This window comes from Lachnospira hominis (ex Hitch et al. 2025), assembly GCF_040096395.1.
GTDB lineage: Bacteria > Bacillota > Clostridia > Lachnospirales > Lachnospiraceae > Lachnospira > Lachnospira hominis.
On sequence record NZ_JBBMES010000011.1, the window covers coordinates 43,809 to 59,443 of the forward strand.

Genomic DNA, 15,635 nt, shown 5'->3' on the forward strand with positions numbered 1-15,635 from the left:
TTAATATGCCGCGGATTACGGATAATACAATTATAAGAAAAAGAATTGATGAAGTACGAAATATAATGAAAAAAAACAGTACGGATTTGTATATAGTATTTACAGGTGATTATCATCTGTCAGAATATGCGGGTGATTACTTTGGAGAAAGAGAATTCCTGTCAGGGTTTACAGGCTCTGCAGGAACTCTTGTCATAGGAATGGATAAGGCTGCTTTATTTACAGATGGACGATATTTTGTGCAGGCAGAACTTCAGCTTAAAGGTACAGGCATAGAACTTATGAGAATAGGTGTGAAAGATGTTCCGGAACTGACAGAATATTGTATACAGAATACACCTGCAAACGGAAGTATTGCGGTTGACGGAAGAACAATAAATGCTTCTTTTGGCGAAAAATTGGAACATAAAGCTACAAAAAAGAATATTAAACTTGATGTAACGGTTGATTATGCAAAAAGTATATGGAATAACAGACCGGATTTTCCGTATAGCAAAGCGTTTGTATCTGATAACGGGGAGACAGTCAGGGAAAAGCTCATAAGACTGCGTGAAAAAATAAATGAAAAAGAGGCAGAAGGACATATTATAACATCACTTGATGATATATGCTGGTTATTTAATATAAGAGGAAATGATGTTGTATACAATCCCGTGATAATGTCATATGCGTATGTTACAGATAAGTGTGCATATCTATTTGCAGATAAAGACAGATTTTCTGATGAAATTATAGAAAAGCTTCAAAAAGATGGCGTTACATTAAAACCATACGAAGAATTTTATGATTTTCTTGATACGATAGAAGAGAAAGTAATTCTTGTTGATATGAAAAGAATTAATTATTGTGCATATAAGAAAATCTGCAATTGTGGAGTGGAAACAGTAAAAACATTAAGTCCTGTTACGTCAATGAAAGCCGTAAAAAATCCTGTTGAAATCAAAAATCTTTCAGATGTCCATATTGAGGACGGACTTGCACTTACAAGATTCATGTTCTGGGTTAAAGAAAATGCCGGAAAGGGAATTACAGAGAAAGATGCAGCTGATTATCTTGATAATGAGCGTGCAAAAATCAGTGATTTCATAGAACTTAGTTTTGAGACAATCAGTGCATATGGTGCTAATGCAGCAATGATGCATTACAGTGCTACAAAGGATAATTGTGCCATGCTGAAACCAGAAGGTATGCTTTTAGTTGATTCTGGTGGACAGTATATGCGTGGAACTACAGATGTGACAAGAACAATTGTACTTGGACCTGTAAGCGATGAGATAAAAAAAGCATATACGCTTACATTAAAGGGGATGCTTGCACTTGCTGATGCAAGATTTCTTTATGGGTGTACAGGATTTAATCTTGATATTCTTGCGAGAGGTCCGCTCTGGGAAGCCGGTCTTGATTACAGATGTGGAACAGGACATGGTGTCGGATATCTTTTGAATGTGCATGAATCACCAAACGGATTCAGGTGGAAACATATATTGGGACAAAACGATTTGTGTGTCATGGAGCCGGGAATGGTAACATCAGATGAACCGGGCGTTTATGTTGACGGAAAATACGGAATACGTATAGAAAATGAGATAGTATGCGTCAGGGATTATGAAAATGAATATGGAACATTTCTCAAATTTAAAATGCTTACATGTGCACCGATAGACCTTGAAGCTGTTGATGTATCGTACCTAAATGAAAAAGATATAGAAAGAATTAATGATTATCACAGCTGGGTGTATGAACAGCTGAGTCCATATATGTGTGGAGAAGAATTAGAAAAATTGAAGAGGGCAACAGTCAGAATATGAAAGAAATAATAGACAGAACTAAGAATACAGCAGAAAAAATGGTAAAAGACCGTTCATCATATATTGTGGTCGCTGCTGTTATGGTATGCTTTGTTATAGTGCTTGCAGCGTGGATTATGGGAAAAAAGCACATAGATCCGCAGGATTATATAACGGTTACTTATAATGGGATTAATGGATATGCATCAGCAGAATGTAGTGTTGATTCAGAAAAGCTATATAAAACGCTTGCCGGAAAAGAAGTTAATATGGAGAAACTTACAGCTTACAGGAAGTTTGCTGATTCACTTGAGGCACATATTGAAAAAAGTGATATTTCAAACGGAGACAAGCTTACAGTATATGTTGAATATGATACACAGGCTGCGGCTGATTCAGGCGTCATGGTTGCAGGCAGCAGTTATAATATAAGAGCAAAAGGGATAGGAAATGGAACTAAAATAGATTTATTTTCTAATGTTGAAGTTGTATTTGCGGGCATAAGTCCTGAAGCATATGTTGTAATAAATAATAAATGGGATGATGAATATCTGTCAGCACTTGAATTTGTGCCGGACAAGCATACAGGAATAAGCAAAGATGATGTAATCTGTGTTAAATGCAGTGCGGATGAAGCTGAGCTTGGACGCCACGGATATGCTGTTTCATCTATATCAATGTCTTATACGGCTGACAGGCTTGGCTCATATGCTGATGATGTAAATGAACTTGATAAAGATGTGGTAAGACAGATTGATGAGGAATGTAAAAAAACTATTACGAGCCAGACCCAGGATAAAACATTCAGAATGATGTATCGTGCTACATCTGATACATCATATCTTTACAAGGCGAATGATGAAAGAGCTGAAAATATTAATCTTATGGAAATAAAATTCCTTAAAAGAAAGAACAGTCTTGAGGGTGGTAATGAAAATTATATTTATTATTTTTACAGTGCTGATGTTGTAAATGGTGACAGTACGGATACAGTATATTTTGCATTTGTATTTTCACAGGTATATATATCATATGATGGAAAATTTCAGGTTGCTGTTGATGACTATAAGACATCATATACATGCAGTACCGATTATAATAAATTGTATGAGGAATGTATAGGCAGCAGGCAGCAGATGTATGATATATTAAATGTAGAAAAAATAAAATAAAACAATAAAATATATTGACAATATATAAAAAGTATTCTATAGTTATACTATAGAATACTTTTTATATAGGTGGTGTTGATATGTATAGTGAAGTGTATAGCGTTACGCTTGCCGGGCTTGATGCGTGTATTGTAAAGGTAGAGACAGATGCCGGCGACGGACTTCCGTCATTTGAGATGAGTGGCTGTCTTGCAGCACAGGTTACAGAGGCAAGGGAACGAGTGAGAGTTGCAGTTAAGAATTCAGGGATAATACTGCGTCCGCAAAAGATTATGGTTAATATTTCCCCGGCTGATATAAGAAAAGCAGGGAATGGATTTGATCTGCCTGTTGCGGCTGGAATTCTTGCCGCAGATGGCATTATTAAAACAGATATGCTTGAGTCGTCTGTGATTATCGGTGAATTAAGCCTTGATGGAAGTGTTAACGCAGTAAGAGGAATTATTAACTGTGTTGCAAAGGCAGCACAGATGGGATTTAAGAGGTGCATAGTTCCGTCATGTAATATTTGTGAAGGAGAACACATAGAAGGAATAGAAGTTCTTGGCGTTGACAGTTTAAAGCAGCTTATCGGATATTTTAACGGTGAATCAGAACTTATTGATGCAATTGATGCAAAGAAAAGCAGAGAACATGATGTGATTCATATGAAAAATGAAACCTGTCCGGATTTTGCGGATATAACCGGGCAGATTACTGCAAAAAGAGCGTCGCTTATTGCAGCGGCAGGGCATCACAATATCTGCTATATGGGGATTCCGGGGACAGGAAAGACTATGATGGCGAAAAGAATCAGTACAATAATGCTGCCGCTTAATGAGAGTGAGAAGATGGAACTGACGCGTATCTACAGTGCGGCAGGAAAGCTTGAGGGAAGAAGTATTATAGAAGAAAGACCGGTAAGATGCCCCAATTATAATACAACGAAAGCTGTGATGCTGGGAGGCGGTGTTGTTCTGTCTCCCGGTGAGATAACACTTGCAGATAAGGGGATTTTATTTCTGGATGAATTTAATGAATTTGCATCTGCTGTGATAGATTCGTTAAGAACGCCGCTTGAGGAACATATTATAAGAATTGTAAGAGGTTCTAAAGAGTATATTTATCCGGCTGATTTTATGCTTGTTGCAGCAATGAATCCATGCAGATGCGGGTATTATCCTGACCGTAACAGGTGCAGTTGTACAGAACATGATATAAAAAGGTACATGAGCCGTGTAAGCAAGCCTATATGGGACAGGATTGATATATGCACGCATATGGGGATGATAGATGCAAGAAATATTTTGTATGAATCAGATGCGGATAAGAGCAGTGATTTTTATACTACGGCTAATATGAAAAAATGTGTTAAAACGGCGTATGATATTCAAAAAGAAAGATTTAGTAATGAAAATATAGAATTTAATTCGCAGATGAATGAAAAGCATGTGAAAAAATACTGCAGGCTGGGACAGGCAGAAAAGCGGATTATGGAAACTGCATTTGAAAGACTTAATCTTACGGTACGAGGGTATCATAAGGTGTTAAAAACGGCAAGGACAATAGCAGATATAGAAGGGGAAGAATGTATTAATGCCGGGCATTTAAGTGAAGCATTTTCCTATAGAAATCCTTTATAAGATTATATTTGGAACGGAGTGTGAAAAAAATATATAACGAAGACTATTATATGTACCGGCTGTGTAATATTAAAGGTATAGGCAGAGCGTCGGTAAGAAAGCTTGTTGATTTTTTTGGAAGTGCATATAATGTATCAAAAGCAGATATTAATATATTGAAAAAGACAGGAATATTAAATGGCAGGCAGATAGATGAATTTGCTTTTTCGATGAAAAATAAAGATAGCATATATAAGTATGAAGATATGATTAAAAATGGGTGTAACTGGATTAGCATAAACAATAATAATTATCCTGAAAGGCTTCATAATATTGATGACGCACCGCTTGGACTTTACTGTCGTGGAAATCTTCCGCCGGATGACAGACTGAGTGTTGCAATTATTGGTTCAAGAAACTGTTCTTCATATGGAAGGCGGATGGCATATAATCTCGCAGAAAGTTTTGCAGCCGATAATATTCAGGTAATAAGCGGCCTTGCAGCGGGAATAGATGCAGCGGCACACAGAGGATGCCTTGCATCGGGGGGATATACATATGCTGTTCTTGGATGTGGAACGGATGTGTGTTATCCATATGAGAATTTAGATATATATAAAAATATAATAAAAACGGGAGGCGTGATTTCTGAATACCCACCGAATACTCGGCCTGATGCATGGCGTTTTCCTGAAAGAAACAGGATAATAAGCGGGCTTGCAGACATCGTAATTGTTGTTGAGGCAGCTCAAAGAAGCGGAGCGATGATAACTGTTGACCAGGCACTTGAACAGAACAGGGAAGTTATGGCGGTTCCGGGAAGAGCTGATGATATTTGCAGTCAGGGGTGTAACGAACTTATAAAAACAGGTGCGATGGTTATAACAAAACCGGAGGATATTTGGCAGTGCAGTGCAGCTGCTTTATGGAAAAATAAAAATAATAAAATAAATAAACATACAAATACAGATATAAAGGCGTTAAATGGTGGAAATGGGAACAAAAAACCAGTATGTCCGACCGTAAATCTGCTTGCAACTGAAAAAAAATTAGTGTATAGTGTTCTCTGTTTACATCCGAAAGACACGGATGAGATTATTAATGAAACAGGATTGAATGTATCCACGGTTATGCAGACGCTTCTTTTATTACAGCTGGAGGGGTGTGTTGAGGAAGTGGCGAAAAACTGTTATATCAGAATAAAGTGACAGATTTAAGGGGAGGATATTACAAATGGCAAAGTATCTTGTTATAGTAGAGTCGCCTGCTAAGGTAAAGACAATTAAGAAGTTTCTGGGCTCTAATTATGAAGTAATGGCATCACAGGGGCATATAAGAGATCTTCCAAAAAGCCAGCTTGGCGTGGATGTTGATAATGATTATGAACCTAAGTATATAACAATAAGGGGAAAAGGCGATATTCTTGCTGCTTTAAGAAAAGAGGCAAAGAAAGCAGACAAAGTATATCTTGCAACCGACCCGGATAGAGAGGGAGAAGCGATTTCATGGCATCTTGCCAAAGCTTTGAAACTTGAAGACAAAGATATATACAGAATTACATTTAACGAGATTACTAAAAATGCTGTAAAGGCATCTATAAAAAATGCCAGAAAAATAGATATGAATCTTGTTGATGCACAGCAGTCAAGACGTGTGCTTGACAGAATGGTAGGCTACAGGATAAGTCCGCTTTTATGGGCTAAGATTAAAAGAGGTCTCAGTGCCGGAAGAGTGCAGTCTGTTGCATTAAGAATCATATGCGACAGAGAAGATGAGATTAATTCATTTATACCTGATGAATATTGGACGATAGATGCAGATGTCAATATAAAAGGTGAAAAGAATACAGTTAAAGCAAAATTTTACGGCGATGAGAATGGTAAAATTGATGTTAAAAACGGCGAACAGGCTGAAAAAATTATAGAAGAAGTTAAAAAGAGTGATTTTAGTGTTGAAAGCGTAAAGCATGGAGAGAAGATTAAAAAAGTACCTCTTGCTTTTACAACAAGTACACTTCAGCAGGAAGCTGCAAAACAGCTGAATTTTGCTACACAGAAAACTATGAGGCTGGCACAACAGCTTTATGAAGGCGTCGATATTGCGGGCAGAGGAACTATAGGTATAATCACATATTTAAGAACTGATTCCACAAGAATTGCTGATGAGGCGGTTGCTGCAGCAACACAGTATATTGGTGAACAGTATGGCGAAGAATATGTTGGAACAGTGCATGATACAAAAGAAAAGAAGAAAATTCAGGATGCACATGAAGCGATAAGACCTACAGATATAAGTCTAAGCCCAGCTATAATAAAGGATTCGCTTTCAAGAGATCAGTTCAGACTTTATCAGCTTATATGGAAAAGATTTACTGCCAGCCAGATGAGTCCTGCTATATACGAAACAGCATCTGTTAAAATTGCGGCAGGAAAATACAGATTCAGTGTTTCTGCTTCTAAGATAAAGTTTGACGGTTTTCTTTCAGTTTATAAAGATGATGACGAAAAATCAGAAAATAAAGCACTTATTCATGGAATAAGTGAAGAATCGCAGGTGAGCCTCGCCGATGTCAAAGGAGAGCAGCATTTTACACAGCCTCCGGCACATTTTACAGAGGCTTCGCTTGTAAAACAGCTTGAAGAACTTGGAATAGGAAGACCAAGTACATACGCTCCGACAATAACAACTATTATTGCCAGACATTATGTTGCAAAAGAAAATAAGAATTTATATGTTACAGAACTTGGTGAAGCTGTCAATAATATAATGAAGAAAGCTTTTCCAACGATAGTAGATGTTAATTTTACAGCTAATATGGAGACTCTTTTAGACAGTGTTGGCGAAGGAAAAGTTAAATGGAAAGAAGTAATAAGAAATTTCTATCCGGACCTTGATGAAGCGGTAAAATTGGCAGAAAAAGAACTTGAAAATGTGAAGATAGAGGATGAAGTTACAGATGTAATATGTGACAAATGCGGAAGAAATATGGTTATAAAATATGGCCCGCATGGCAAATTTCTGGGTTGTCCGGGATTTCCTGAATGTCATAATACAAAACCATATCTTGAAAAAATAGGTGTTACATGTCCAAAATGCGGAAAAGATATTGTGCTTAAAAAGACAAAAAAGGGAAGACGCTATTTTGGATGTGAAAATAATCCGGAATGTGATTTTATGAGCTGGCAGAAACCAGTTTCAAAAAAATGCCCGAAATGCGGCGGCTACATGGTTGAAAAAGGTAATAAGATTGCATGTGCAGATGAAACATGTGGATATATTGAAGCTAAAACAGAAAAAAAGGAAGATAAGTGATATTAAATTGTGCGAAAAATATTGTATTTTTTAGGCAAGTGTGCTAATATTCAATCAGTAATTATAAAATAGGAATGCAAATAATGCGTTTAGAATTATAGGAGGTACAATATGAGCGTTCAACTTCTGGATAAGACTAGGAAAATTAATAAACTGTTGCACAATAACCATTCTCTAAGAGTGGAATTTAGTGATATTTGCGACGTGCTTAGCGGAATACTTGAGTCTAATATTCTTGTTATAAGTAAAAAAGGAAAAGTTCTCGGAACAGGTTTTTATACCGGAGTTGATGTCATTGATGAACTTATATATGATAAAGTTGGTGGATTTGTAGACAACATGTTTAATGAGAGACTGTTAAGTGTGTTATCAACAAAGGAGAATGTTAATCTTGCGACACTTGGCTTTGCTGTTGATAATGTGAAAAAGTTTCAGGCATTGATAGTACCTATAGAGATTGGCGGAGAGAGACTTGGAACATTATTCATGTATAAGAATGATAAGGCCTATGAGATTGATGATATTATATTATGTGAATATGGAACTACTGTAGTAGGGCTTGAGATGATGCGTTCTGTAAATGAAGAAAATGCAGAAGAAGTAAGAAAGAAACAGATAGTAAAATCAGCAATGAGTACGTTGTCAGCATCTGAAGTTGAGGCTATAAAACATGTATTTAAAGAACTTGACGGAACAGAAGGAATTCTTGTTGCAAGCAAGATTGCAGACAGTGTGGGTATTACACGCTCAGTAATTGTCAATGCACTTAGAAAGTTTGAAAGTGCAGGTGTAATTGAGTCTCGTTCATCAGGAATGAAAGGAACATATATCAAAGTTACTAATGAAGTGGTATATGATGAACTTAAAAAACTTGATGATTGATAATTTATAGTACTTTAGGGAAACTTTAAAATAGGAATAAATAGAAAAATAACGGATTTATAAGAAAAATGGATGGAACCTGCATATATATCTTAAAAAAAGATGGTTGCGGTTTCGTCTTTTTTCATTTTTTACTTTATTTTTTCCAAATATTATCATATAATATATTTTAGGCTTATTAGGTTAAGAAGAATTAATTGAAAAACAGCTGCTACGGCAGTGGAATGGAGGGTATATGTCTTCAGGTATATTTGGATATGTTAATGTGCTTAAATCGGCAGCAGATGCAAGCTGGTTAAGAGAAGAGGTCTTATCAAACAATATTGCTAATGTTGATACGCCTAATTACAAAAGACAGGATGTTGAATTTAAGACATATCTTAATTCAGCGATAGAGCAGTCAGGAAAACCAAAGGCTACTTTGACACAGAAGATTAATAATGTTGATTTATCAAATATAAAGACAAGAACTTATACAGATAACTCAGCACTTTCATATAGAATAGACGGCAATAATGTAGATTTGTCTACTGAAAATGTGGAACTTGCAGCAGAACAGATTAATTATAATGCTTTAATTGACAGCATGAATAATGAGTTTTCGAGATTTAAAGCTGTACTTAAATAACAGGGAGGATATATCACATGTCAATGTTTACATCATTTAACATAAGTGCGAGCGGTATGACTGCACAGCAGCTAAGGTCGGACATTATATCTCAGAATATAGCAAATTCAAATACAACAAGAACTTCAGATGGCACTCCTTATGTGAGAAAAGCAGTTGTTTTTACAGAAAAAACATTAACAGGTGCAACAGCAATAAAAGGTGCTAACAGCAATGGCTCTTCTTTTGCAAGTGCTTTAAGAAATGCCAGCGGCGGCAGACTTGGTGATGGCGTAAAAGTTACATCGGTTTATGAAGATACATCAACAGATATGAACATGGTATATGATCCGTCACATCCTGATGCTGATGAGAACGGATATGTAACATATCCTAATGTAAATGTTGTCCAGGAGATGACTGATATGATTGATGCTTCACGTTCTTATGAGGCAAATATATCAGCATTTAATGCAAGCAAATCAATGGCAACAAAAGGTCTTTCAATAGGACAGGCTTAGAAGATTTAATATATAAAGATTTATAAATGACTGGAAAGAGGTAAATCATGGACGTAACATCAGCAATCAATAGTTTAGGAAATGATTATGTGGCTAAAGTCACTGATGCGATGAAACAGTCAGCGTCAGTTAATAATACTAATGGCAGTGCGGCTAATCAGACATTCGATTCCATTTTTAATGCTGTATCAGGACTTGTTAACAGTACAAATGATTATGTACAGCAGGCACAGCAGGCTGAGATAGATTTTGCACTTGGCAAGATGACAAATACACATGAACTTGGAGTTTACCAGCAGCAGGCAAATATTGCATTGCAGTTTACTGTTGCAGTGAGAGATAAAGCATTAGAGGCATATAAAGAGATAATGAATATGCAAATTTAATTAATGGGAGTAATAAAGTACGATGGCTGAACGATTTAGACAAATTGTTGATCGAATAGTAGAAAAATGGAAAAGCTGGTCTGCTAAACAGAAAACAATTATAATCAGCACGGCAGCAGTAATTCTGGTTGCGGTTGCGATTATTGCATTTGCTGTGACAAGACCAAATTACGAAGTGCTTACAACGTGTCAGGATTATACAGAACTTGGAAGCGTTACATCAATTCTTAATGAGAATGGATATAAGTATCAGGTACAGGATAATACATTAGTTGTAAAAGTGGAAAAGAAGAATCTTACAAATGCCAAGATGGCAATTGCATCTGCTGATATCAAGTCTGATGGATATACATTTGATGATGCGATGAAGAGCAGTTTTACAACAACTGAATCTGATAAGACAAAACAGTTTGCACATTATCTTGAAGCAAAATTTGTATCGGACCTTGAATCTATGGATGGAATCAAATCTGCATCTGTATCAGTTGATATACCTGATACAAGCAGTTCATTTTATGCAACAACCGCAGAAAAATCTGTCAGTGTTGTTGTTGATACGAATAAGACAATAAGTGATGATACAGCTGAGAGTATCGCAAATTTCCTTGCAACAGCTGCAGGCAATTCGACAACTAATAATATTACAATTATTGATAATAAAGGAACAACTCTTTTTTCGGGTCTCAGCAATGCGGGAACGGTATCGGGTGTAAGCAATGCCGGAAAACAGAAATATAAAGCACAGATTGAAGCTACTACAATTAATTCATTAAGAAAAGGGCTTCTTTCAACGGGACTTTATGATGATGTCAATCTTACACTTAATTATGTACTTGACTGGGATGCTGTAAATACTATAGCAACTGAGTATTCAACACAGGGCGATGAACAGGCAATATTTGGAGAGTCTTATGAAGAGATATCTACAGGTTCAACAGGTGCGAGCGGAACACCTGGAACAACTTCTAACAGTTCAGACAGTACTACATACAATGTAACTAACGGTACGGGTGATACTTCAACATATCAGCTTAACAAGTATTCGTATATGCCGAATTCATTGGTAACAACAACAAACAAAGAACCTGGTTCTATTGTATATGGTGATTCATCTTTGGCTGTAACATTTATAAAAAATGTTGTATACAATGAGGATGAATGTAAAAAGCTTGGCTATCTTGATAATATGACATGGGAACAGTTCAAGAGCCAGAATACACAGCCTGTTGCACAGACGGTTGACCAGACATGGATTGATTTGATTTCTGCCGGTACAGGTATTGATTCTGCTAATATTTCTGTGCTTGCATACCAGAGACCATGGTTTGAAGATTCTACATCAGGAAGTGTATTTACAAGAGTTACTTTCTGGTTACAGATTGCACTCGCAGCAATTATTCTTGGAATTCTTGTGTTTGTAATTATAAGAAGTGCCAGACCTCTTACAGTTGAAGAGACTGAACCGGAACTTTCAGTGGAACAGATGCTTGCAGCAACAAAGGAGAACCAGCCTGCTGTTGATGATATTGATATGCAGGATAAGTCAGAAACGAGAAAAGCAATTGAGAAGTTTGTGGATGAAAATCCGGAAGCTGTTGCATTACTGCTTCGTAACTGGCTTAATGATGACTGGAGTTAATATAGTTAATAAGTTTATTTAGTATATATGGAGGCAAATGATGGCAAGAACTACATCACCGGGTGGTGAAAGAGAGATGGATGGCGTTGAAAAAGCAGCAACTCTGCTTATCACACTTGGACCTGAAAAATCAGCTAAAATATTTAAACATCTCAAAGAAGAAGAGATTGAACAGCTCACTCTTGAAATTGCAAATACAAGCAGTGTTTCTCCGCAGACAAAGGAAAAAGTTTTGAGCGAGTTCTATGAGATATGTCTTGCACAGCAGTATATTGCTGAAGGCGGTATCGGATATGCAAAAGAGCTGCTTGAAAAAGCACTTGGCGAAGAAAAAGCGAAGGATGTTATCGGAAAGCTTACAGCAAGCCTTCAGGTTCGTCCTTTTGAATTTATCAGAAAGACAGACCCAAGCCAGCTGCTTAACTTTATCCAGGATGAGCATCCTCAGACTATTGCACTTATACTTTCGTATCTTCCTGCCTCACAGGCATCAATGGTTGTGTCATCGCTTCCACCTGAAAAACAGGCAGATGTTGCAAGAAGAATTGCACAGATGGACAGAACATCGCCTGATGTTATCAAGCAGGTTGAAAAAGTACTTGAGCGTAAACTTTCATCACTTGTTAATCAGGATTATACAATTGTCGGTGGTGTGGATGCTATCGTAAGTATCCTCAATTCTGTTGACAGAGGAACAGAAAAACATATCATGGAAACATTGGAGGTTGAAGAGCCGGAACTTGCAGACGAAATCCGCAAGAAGATGTTTGTATTCGAGGATATTCTTTCCCTGGACGACAGAGCTATACAGCGTGTATTGCGTGATGTTGATAATTCAGATCTCGCACTTGCATTGAAGGGTGCAACAGAAGAAGTTCAGAATGTAATACTAAACAACCTTTCAAAACGTCTTGCTGTTATGATAAAGGAAGATATGGAATATATGGGACCTGTTCGTATGAAAGATGTTGAAGAGGCTCAGCAGAAGATTGTTAATATTATCAGAAAACTTGAAGACTCTGCTGAAATTGTTATTGCCCGTGGCGGAGGTGACGAGATAATTGTCTAATTTATTAAAAAAAGGCTCAACAATAACAAAAAGCGAGCGGGTAATAGATTATAATGAAAAAATAAAAGAAAAGCTTCAGGCAGTGATAGATGCAGAATCAGCAGCAGGAGACCAGAGCAGCGATGGATTTGTCAATGGCCTTACAGCAGATGTTGTAGAGAGGCTTACACAGGATGATGATGCAAATGAAGAAACATCGGCAACACAGGAAGAACTTGAGAATCATATAAATGAACTCAGGGAAGAAGCCGAAAGCATTATTGCAGATGCAAATGAGCAGGCACAAAAAATAATTGATGATGCTGATGAACAGGTAAAACGAGCTGCAAAAGAAGCAAAAGATAATGGATATGAGGAAGGACTTGCACAGGCAGATGCTGAATATTCATTGAGAAAAGACGAACTCGAAAAAGAATATGAATCAAGAAAAAAACAGCTTGAGCAGGAATATACAGAAAAAAGAAATAAGATAGAACCTGAACTTATCAATGTTCTTACTGATGTATATAATAAAGTTATTCTTTCAATTGCAGATGAAGACAAAGAAGTTCTTGTACATCTTATTAACGGTGTCTTATCTGATGCGGAAAAAAGTGATGAGTTTGTTATAAAATGCTCACCACAGGATTATTCATATATTTCTGAAAATCAGGGTAAGATTTTCTGCAATATGTCAAAAGATATTACATTAGATATCACAACAGATGAGACACTGGGAAAGAATGACTGCATTATTGAAACTGATGGAGCTGTGTTTGATTGCAGTCTTGACAAAGAACTTGCTAATCTCACAAAGAAAATAAAAATGCTTAGTTGTCTTGACTAGGAGGACGGCAGATGTCATTGATTAATATAGAAAAATATGAACATTTGATGCATGAGCCTTTTTATCAGAAACTTGGCAAGGTGTCAAAAATAGTAGGTCTTACGATTGAGTCAATAGGACCTGATGCAAAACTTAATGATTTATGCAAAATATATTCGCCTGATAAAAGCCAGACGATGTTTGCAGAAGTTGTTGGATTCAAAGATTCGAGAGTCCTTCTTATGCCATTTGAAAATGTTGACGGAATAGGACCGGGATGTATAGTTGAAAATACAGAAAAGCCTCTTGAAGTTAAAGTTGGCAACGGAATACTTGGACATACGCTTGATGGACTTGGCAATCCAATGGAAGGCGATATTGTAGATTTAACAGATACATATCCGGTAGAAGCCGCTCCTCCGGATCCGATGAAGAGAGTGATTATTAATCAGGTGCTTCCGCTTGGCGTCAAAGCGGTTGATGGACTTCTGACAGTCGGAAAAGGTCAGCGTATTGGTATATTTGCAGGAAGTGGTGTGGGTAAAAGTACATTGCTTGGTATGTTTGCAAGAAATACAAAAGCGGACATCAATGTAATTGCTCTTATAGGTGAGCGAGGAAGAGAAGTAAGAGAGTTTATAGAACGAGACTTAGGACCTGAAGGTATGAAGAGAAGCGTACTTGTTGTTGCAACATCTGATAAACCGGCACTTATAAGAAATAAGGCTGCGAAGACAGCGACAGCTATTGCGGAATATTTCAGGGATCAGGGAAAAGATGTTCTGCTTATGATGGACTCTCTGACACGTTTCTCGATGGCACAAAGAGAAATAGGACTTGCGTCAGGAGAACCTCCTGTTACAAGAGGATATCCACCGAGTGTATACAGTGAAATGCCAAAACTTCTTGAAAGAGCCGGAATGGCCGAAAAAGGTTCCATTACAGGATTGTATACAGTGCTTGTTGATGGTGATGATTTTAATGAGCCTATTACTGATACAGCACGAAGTATTCTTGATGGACATATAATACTTTCAAGAAAGTTAGGACATAAAAATCATTATCCAGCTATTGATATCCTGCAAAGCATATCAAGATGCATGAGCCAGATTTCAACTAAAGAACACAAAAAGATGGCTGGACGTCTTAAAAATGTTCTTGCAACATATAATGAGGCGGAAGATTTGATTAATATTGGTGCATATAAAAAAGGAAGCAATAAAAATATTGATTATGCCATTTCAAAGATAGATGCAGTAAATGCTTTTCTTATGCAGCAGACTGACGAGAAATATTCTTTTGAAGAAGAACTAAAAATGCTTTTTGATATTTTCAGCGATTATAATACATTTGAGAAAGCAGAGTAATTATGGCAAAATTTGTATATAAGATGCAAAATATCCTTAATATTAAAATGAGACTTGAGACGCAGGCAAAGACAGAATTCTCGCAGGCAAGTGCAAGACTTGATGAAGAAGAAGATAAACTTCGGAGTCTTATTTTAAGACGAAGAACTTACGAGGATGAGTTGAAAAATGCATCAAATGACAAACTGGATATTAATAAGTTAAAACAGTATAATAACTATATAGCTGTTATAAAAGAACTTATGGAAAAACAGGCATTGCAGGTCAGGGTTGCCCAGAAAAATCTTGATAAAGCCAGAGAAAAACTTAATAAATCAATGCAGGAAAGAAAAATCCATGAAAAACTTAGAGAAAAGGCGTTTGATGAATTTAAGGAAGAACTCAAGGCTGAAGAAAAGAAGGAGATTGACCAATTAGTAAGCTTTACGTATAATGATAGAGGAAAGAAAGCATAACAGATAAATTTTGAGGAAGGAACTTAGATGCC

Annotated in this window: 14 protein-coding genes; all 14 read left to right on the forward strand. The window is 36.8% G+C overall.

Annotated elements, in window-relative coordinates:
- Positions 1–5 precede the first annotated feature (5 nt).
- Positions 6–1,808, forward strand: coding sequence for an aminopeptidase P family protein (locus WMO38_RS10185; protein ID WP_349162549.1), 1,803 nt, complete (start codon positions 6–8; stop codon positions 1,806–1,808).
- Complete coding sequence (locus WMO38_RS10190) at positions 1,805–2,959, forward strand: DUF4843 domain-containing protein (protein WP_349162550.1); 1,155 nt, start codon at positions 1,805–1,807, stop codon at positions 2,957–2,959. The genes WMO38_RS10185 and WMO38_RS10190 overlap by 4 nt, the downstream gene beginning before the upstream one ends.
- Before the next feature lie 80 nt (positions 2,960–3,039).
- Complete coding sequence (locus WMO38_RS10195) at positions 3,040–4,581, forward strand: YifB family Mg chelatase-like AAA ATPase (RefSeq protein ID WP_349162551.1); 1,542 nt, start codon at positions 3,040–3,042, stop codon at positions 4,579–4,581.
- A gap of 20 nt (positions 4,582–4,601) precedes the next feature.
- A complete protein-coding gene (gene dprA / locus WMO38_RS10200; RefSeq protein ID WP_349162553.1) occupies positions 4,602–5,768 on the forward strand; it encodes a DNA-processing protein DprA in 1,167 nt (388 codons plus the stop codon).
- 25 nt (positions 5,769–5,793) lie between these two features.
- Positions 5,794–7,872 carry a type I DNA topoisomerase gene (gene topA / locus WMO38_RS10205; protein ID WP_349162555.1) on the forward strand — a complete coding sequence of 693 codons (2,079 nt, stop codon included), beginning with the start codon at positions 5,794–5,796 and terminating at the stop codon, positions 7,870–7,872.
- A gap of 111 nt (positions 7,873–7,983) precedes the next feature.
- Positions 7,984–8,754: a GTP-sensing pleiotropic transcriptional regulator CodY gene (gene codY, locus WMO38_RS10210; RefSeq protein WP_021866069.1), complete on the forward strand. Its 771-nt coding sequence runs from the start codon at positions 7,984–7,986 to the stop codon at positions 8,752–8,754.
- A 235-nt stretch (positions 8,755–8,989) separates the two neighbouring features.
- Complete coding sequence (gene flgB, locus WMO38_RS10215) at positions 8,990–9,382, forward strand: flagellar basal body rod protein FlgB (RefSeq protein ID WP_021866068.1); 393 nt, start codon at positions 8,990–8,992, stop codon at positions 9,380–9,382.
- A gap of 17 nt (positions 9,383–9,399) precedes the next feature.
- Complete coding sequence (gene flgC, locus WMO38_RS10220; protein WP_021866067.1) at positions 9,400–9,882, forward strand: flagellar basal body rod protein FlgC; 483 nt, start codon at positions 9,400–9,402, stop codon at positions 9,880–9,882.
- Between the two features lie 47 nt (positions 9,883–9,929).
- The gene (fliE, locus tag WMO38_RS10225) at positions 9,930–10,268 is read left to right on the forward strand and encodes a flagellar hook-basal body complex protein FliE (RefSeq protein WP_349162557.1); all 339 of its coding nucleotides are present in this window, start codon (positions 9,930–9,932) and stop codon (positions 10,266–10,268) included.
- Positions 10,269–10,290: 22 nt separating this feature from the next.
- Positions 10,291–11,907, forward strand: coding sequence for a flagellar M-ring protein FliF C-terminal domain-containing protein (locus WMO38_RS10230; protein WP_021866065.1), 1,617 nt, complete (start codon positions 10,291–10,293; stop codon positions 11,905–11,907).
- A gap of 40 nt (positions 11,908–11,947) precedes the next feature.
- Entirely contained in the window at positions 11,948–12,976 is a 1,029-nt protein-coding gene (gene fliG / locus WMO38_RS10235; protein ID WP_021866064.1) for a flagellar motor switch protein FliG, read from the forward strand.
- Positions 12,969–13,802, forward strand: a complete 834-nt coding sequence (locus tag WMO38_RS10240) for a FliH/SctL family protein (RefSeq protein ID WP_021866063.1) — start codon at positions 12,969–12,971, stop codon at positions 13,800–13,802. Before fliG ends, WMO38_RS10240 begins: the two co-directional genes overlap by 8 nt.
- Before the next feature lie 11 nt (positions 13,803–13,813).
- On the forward strand, positions 13,814–15,148 hold the full coding sequence (gene fliI, locus WMO38_RS10245; RefSeq protein WP_349162558.1) for a flagellar protein export ATPase FliI: 1,335 nt from the start codon (positions 13,814–13,816) through the stop codon (positions 15,146–15,148).
- Between the two features lie 2 nt (positions 15,149–15,150).
- Complete coding sequence (fliJ, locus tag WMO38_RS10250; RefSeq protein WP_021866061.1) at positions 15,151–15,603, forward strand: flagellar export protein FliJ; 453 nt, start codon at positions 15,151–15,153, stop codon at positions 15,601–15,603.
- Positions 15,604–15,635: the final 32 nt, after the last annotated feature.